The following is a 4,781-nucleotide window of genomic DNA, read 5'->3' on the forward strand; positions in this document are numbered from 1 at the left end:
CCTCGCCTTGGGCGTGTTCCTCCCGATCTGGGATCTCGGCAAAGCGGCCGTGAAGTAGTGCCTGCGCGGTCATGACAGCGGGGCAAAACCCCGTCTTATCGAGGTACCGCGTCCGCGCCCTCTCCCTAGCATCACCCCAACCCCAAGCTCCCCATCCCGGGCGGCTTGCTGTTGGTTCATGTGGTCATGTTCAAACGACGAGAACAACCCGGCTGGCTGGCGATCGTGCCGCGCAAACAGTGCGTGGAGTTCGCCCATGTCGTGCGCGGCGGCGAGCGCCCCGTGCTGACCCTGCTGGAGTCGACTGCCCGCGCCGGCAACAGCGACACCGAGGCGCTGCTGCGCGCCCGCAAGGCACTCAAGCTGCAAAACTACCGCTGCACCACCTGGGTGGAGCCCGGCTCGTACCAGATGATCCAGGTTGCCAAGCCCAAGGTGCCCGACATCGAGCTGCGCGCCGCGCTGCGCTGGAGCGTGAAAGACTCGCTCGACTTCCCCGTCGAGCAGGCCATGATCGACGTGCTGCCCATCCCGACCGATGGCATGCCACCCGGCCGCGATGCCATGGCCCTGGTGATCGCCGCCAAGCGCCAACCGCTGGCCGACCGGGTGCAGGCCTTCCAGCACGCCAACATGTCGCTGCAGGTCATCGACGTGCTCGAAGCCGCGCAACGCAACATCGCCGCGCTGTTCGAGACCAAAGACCGCGGCCTGGCCATGCTCGCCTTTCATGAAAACGGCGGGCTGCTCACTTTCACGCGCAATGGCGAGCTCTACGGCCTGCGCCACATCGAGGCCGACCTCGCCACCCTCGCCAACCCCGAGCAGCGCGAAAGCGCCTTCGAGCGCATCGGCCTGGAGCTGCAGCGTTCGCTCGACGGCTTTGACCGCCAGTTCAGCCAAGTGCCCTTGCAGCGTGTGCTGGTCGCCGGCCACCCCGCCACCGAAGCGCTGTGCAACTACCTCAAGGACAACATCTACCTGCCGGTGGAAGTGGCCGACCTGAGTACCGTGATCGAAGCCGGCCCCTACAGCCCGCTGAGCGAGGTGCACGAACAATCGGCCTGGTACGTGCCGATCGGCATGGCCTTGCGTGTTGAAGACCTGCCGAAAGCCGCGGCATGACGCAAAACATCAACCTCTACGACGCCTCGCTGCGCACGCGCCGCGACTGGGCGACCACCGAGACAGCCGCCACCGCCGTGGGCGTGTGTGCGCTGGCGGTGACGCTCGCCACCGTCTGGGCACGCCATGAGCTGGCGCAACTGCGCGGCCCCGCCGCGCAGACCACCGAAGCCCTGCAAACCGCGCAGACCGAACTGACCGACCTCACACAACGTGTGGCCAGTCTCAAGCCCGATGCACGGCTGCAAGCCGAGCTGCAACTCGCACAAACCACACTCACCCAGCGCCACGCGGCACTGGCGCTGCTGCGCGGCGGCGGTCTCGGTGTTGAAGCCGGCCACGCTGCGGCGATGAGCGCGTTTGCACGCCAATCGATCAACGGTTTGTGGATCACCGGCCTGGTACTCGACAACCAACAAGTGGCCCTGCGCGGCCGTGCGCTCAACCCCGACCTGATCCCTGCCTACGTGAGCCGCCTGAACAAGGAGCCCGCCCTGCAAGGCCGCTCGTTCCGCGCACTCGATATCGAGCGGCCGGTGCACGCCGCCAACCCCGCCGCATCGATGCCGGCGCGCAGCGCGGCCTTCGTGGAGTTTTCTCTGCTCAGCGCGCAAGGCGCTGAAGCGCCCGCCAAAGTGACGGCGCAAAAAGAGCCTGCGCCATGAAGGCGAACTGGAAGCAGTTGAGTGCGCGCTTCATGGCCATGCCGCAGCGTGAGCGTTTTCTGCTGCCGGGTGCGCTGTGTTTTGCCATCCTGATGCTCGGGCACCTGCTGCTCATCGAGCCGGCCCGCAAGAAGCACCGTCTGCTGCAAGCGCAGTACAGCCAGCAGAGCAACGAGCTGCTGGTCGCGCAAACCCAACTCAAGATACTGCATACCAAACTCGCCAACCCCGACGTCGAGCTGCACGCCCAGCTGGCCCAGCTGCGCACGCAGACCCGCACCGCCGACGACCAGTTCAAGCAGCTGCAAAGCTCGCTGGTGCCAGCGCACGAGATGAGCCAGTGGCTGGCCGGCCTGCTGCAAGCCCAGCGCGGCCTGCAACTCAGCGGCCTGCGCAGCCTGCCGGTCTCGTCTGTCGCTGATTTGGTGGCGGCCAAGGCGGCACCAGCGGCATCGGCGGCGTCCAGCCCCAACGGCAGCACCACCCCGCGTGACACCTGGCTCTACCGCCATGGCGTGGAGGTGACGCTGCGTGGCAACTACGCCGACCTGCACGCCTACCTGAAAACACTCGAGCAGCTGCCGCGCCGCGTGTACTGGGGCGAACTGAAGATCAACGCACAAGACAGCCCGGCCGTGGTGATGACGCTGACCGTCTACACCATCAGCCTGGAGAAAACATGGTGGGTCATATGAGGTTGTTCTGGATCACCTTGGTGGGCTCGCTCGCCGCCAGCGCACACGTGCTGGCAGACGACAACCTGCCCGACCCCACCCGACCACCGGCCGGCCTGCAAACCGCCGGGGCTGCATCGGCACCCGCCGTGACCCACTCGCTGGTGCTGCAGTCGGTGCTGATGAACGCCGGCCGCGCGCCGGCGGCCGTGATCAGCGGCCAACTCGTGCTGCTCGGCGGCCTGGTGGGTGAACAGCGCCTGGCCAGCGTCACCGAGCGCAGCGTGCAACTCACAGGGCCGCAAGGCACGACCACGCTCAGGCTGACGCCCGACGTCAACAAGCAGCTGCGGGTCTCTCGCATGGAGCCGACAAGATGAACCACAAAACCCTTTGCGCACTCGCCACGCTAACCTTGGCCGGCTGCGCTTCGACCCAGCTGCCCCCCCAAGCCACGCTCGAGCGCATCAAGGAAGAAATGGCCCGCGCTTCATCGCGCGAATCGAGCAAACCCACCGCCCCGCCCGACGCCGTGAACCGCGCGCTGCTGCCACCGCTGCAAAACGAACCCGTGCGCCTGCCACCGCCTAGCGAGCCGCGCTTCGACCTGGCCGTGTCCAACGCACCAGCGCAACAGGTGTTCCTGCAGATCGTCACCGGCACGCGCTACAGCATGCTGGTCGCGCCCGAAGTCAGCGGCGTGGTCGCACTCAACCTCAAAAACGTGACCGTGCGCGAAGCGCTCGATGCGCTGCGCGACCTCTACGGCTACGAGTACACGATGCAGGGCTCGCGCATCCACATTCAGCCCAATGCGCTGCAGACGCGCATCTTCCAGGTCAACTACCTGGCCGGTAAACGCAGCGGTACCAGCGACACGCGGGTGATCTCGGGTTCGATTTCATCGGCCAGCGGCGGCAGCGGCAGCGCCTCGCCCTCGGGTTCGGGTGCACCGTCGTCATCGGGTGGTGGCAGCGGGGGTAGCACCCAGGTGGCCGCGCAAAGCAGCCACATCTCCACCGGCTCCAACCACGACTTTTGGGGCGAGCTGCGCGAGACGCTGACCGCCATCGTCGGCACCGACGGCAACCGCAAGATCATCGTCAACCCGTTGTCGGGCGTGGTGGCCGTGCGCGGCTTTCCGCAAGACATCCGCAACACTGAAAACTACCTGCGCATGACGCAGCTGATCGTCGAGCGCCAGGTGATGATCGAAGCCAAGATCATCGAAGTGCAGCTTTCCGACAGCTCCAGCAGCGGCGTCAACTGGTCGGCCTTTCGCAACGCGAACAGCCACGTGTCGGCCGGCCCCATCGCGCCCGGCACCACGCTGCAAAACAGCGGCCCACTGTCGGCCCTGGGCCTGAACGGCATGCCCGGCGCCAGCCTGATCACCGACGCCACCAACATCGGCAGCATGTTCGGTCTCGCTTTCCAAAGCCCCAACTTTGCGGCCATGCTGCAGTTCCTGGAAACACAAGGAAATGTGCAGGTGCTCTCCAGCCCCCGCATCGCGAGCATCAACAACCAGAAGGCCGTGCTGAAGGTCGGCACCGACGAGTTTTTTGTCACCAGCATCAGCACCACCGCCACCACCTCGGGCACCAGCACGGTGGTCACCCCGACGATCGGCGTGCAGCCCTTCTTCTCGGGCATTGCGCTCGACGTGACACCGCAGATCGACGACAACGACCAGATCATCTTGCACCTGCACCCCTCGGTGAGCGTGGTGGCCGAGAAGACCAAGAACGTGAACCTGGGTTCGCTGGGTGTCTTCCAGCTGCCGCTCGCGGCCAGCACGGTCAACGAGAGCGACTCGGTGGTGCGGGTGCAAGACGGCAACATCGTCGCCATCGGCGGGCTGATGAAACAGCAGCAGTCGACATCGGCCTCGGGCCTGCCGGGCTCCACCGACTATGCGCTCGGCGCCCTGGTGGGCACCCGAAGCCGCAGCGGCGTGAAGAGCGAGCTGGTGATCCTGCTCAAGCCGACCATCATTCGCAACGAGCGCAGCTGGCAGGCCGACGCGACCGACACGCAAGAGCGGCTCAGCAAGTTCAAGTGAGACGACCATGTACCTCGCCCACTTCGGCCTGACTGAGTTGCCCTTCGGCCTGACGCCCGACACGGCATTTGCCTTTGCCACGCGCGCTCACCAGGAAGCACTCAACACGCTGCTGATGGCCACGAGCAGCGGCGAGGGCTTCATCAAGATCACCGGCGAGGTGGGCACCGGCAAAACATTGTTGTGCCGCCGCTTCCTCGCCACCCAGGGCGACGACTGCGTCACCTGCTACCTGCCCAACCCCCTGCTCAC

6 protein-coding genes are annotated in these 4,781 nt (G+C 66.0%); all 6 read left to right on the forward strand.

Annotation, left to right across the window (positions count from 1 at the left end; all coding sequences use genetic code 11):
• Positions 1-186: 186 nt before the first annotated feature.
• Entirely contained in the window at positions 187-1,125 is a 939-nt protein-coding gene (gene pilM / locus RMO40_RS22955; RefSeq protein WP_309725919.1) for an agglutinin biogenesis protein MshI, read from the forward strand.
• Complete coding sequence (locus tag RMO40_RS22960) at positions 1,122-1,790, forward strand: PilN domain-containing protein (protein WP_309725920.1); 669 nt, start codon at positions 1,122-1,124, stop codon at positions 1,788-1,790. The genes pilM and RMO40_RS22960 overlap by 4 nt, the downstream gene beginning before the upstream one ends.
• Positions 1,787-2,485, forward strand: coding sequence for a hypothetical protein (locus RMO40_RS22965; RefSeq protein ID WP_309725921.1), 699 nt, complete (start codon positions 1,787-1,789; stop codon positions 2,483-2,485). The genes RMO40_RS22960 and RMO40_RS22965 overlap by 4 nt, the downstream gene beginning before the upstream one ends.
• On the forward strand, positions 2,482-2,844 hold the full coding sequence (locus RMO40_RS22970) for an MSHA biogenesis protein MshK (RefSeq protein ID WP_309725922.1): 363 nt from the start codon (positions 2,482-2,484) through the stop codon (positions 2,842-2,844). Before RMO40_RS22965 ends, RMO40_RS22970 begins: the two co-directional genes overlap by 4 nt.
• On the forward strand, positions 2,841-4,529 hold the full coding sequence (locus tag RMO40_RS22975; protein WP_309725923.1) for a secretin N-terminal domain-containing protein: 1,689 nt from the start codon (positions 2,841-2,843) through the stop codon (positions 4,527-4,529). Before RMO40_RS22970 ends, RMO40_RS22975 begins: the two co-directional genes overlap by 4 nt.
• 7 nt (positions 4,530-4,536) lie before the next feature.
• On the forward strand, positions 4,537-4,781 hold a 245-nt coding region (locus RMO40_RS22980; RefSeq protein WP_309725924.1), incomplete at its 3' end, for an AAA family ATPase.

Origin of the sequence: Rhizobacter sp., from assembly GCF_031412075.1 — a bacterium.
GTDB lineage: Bacteria > Pseudomonadota > Gammaproteobacteria > Burkholderiales > Burkholderiaceae_C > Rhizobacter.

What these genes read in the sequence shown, in the direction of transcription:
- RMO40_RS22975 (WP_309725923.1), top strand. Translation starts at nt 2,841, where the DNA reads ATGAACCACAAAACCCTTTGCGCACTCGCCACGCTAACCTTGGCCGGC.
- RMO40_RS22965 (WP_309725921.1), top strand. Translation starts at nt 1,787, where the DNA reads ATGAAGGCGAACTGGAAGCAGTTGAGTGCGCGCTTCATGGCCATGCCG.
- pilM (WP_309725919.1), top strand. Translation starts at nt 187, where the DNA reads ATGTTCAAACGACGAGAACAACCCGGCTGGCTGGCGATCGTGCCGCGC.
- RMO40_RS22960 (WP_309725920.1), top strand. Translation starts at nt 1,122, where the DNA reads ATGACGCAAAACATCAACCTCTACGACGCCTCGCTGCGCACGCGCCGC.
- RMO40_RS22970 (WP_309725922.1), top strand. Translation starts at nt 2,482, where the DNA reads ATGAGGTTGTTCTGGATCACCTTGGTGGGCTCGCTCGCCGCCAGCGCA.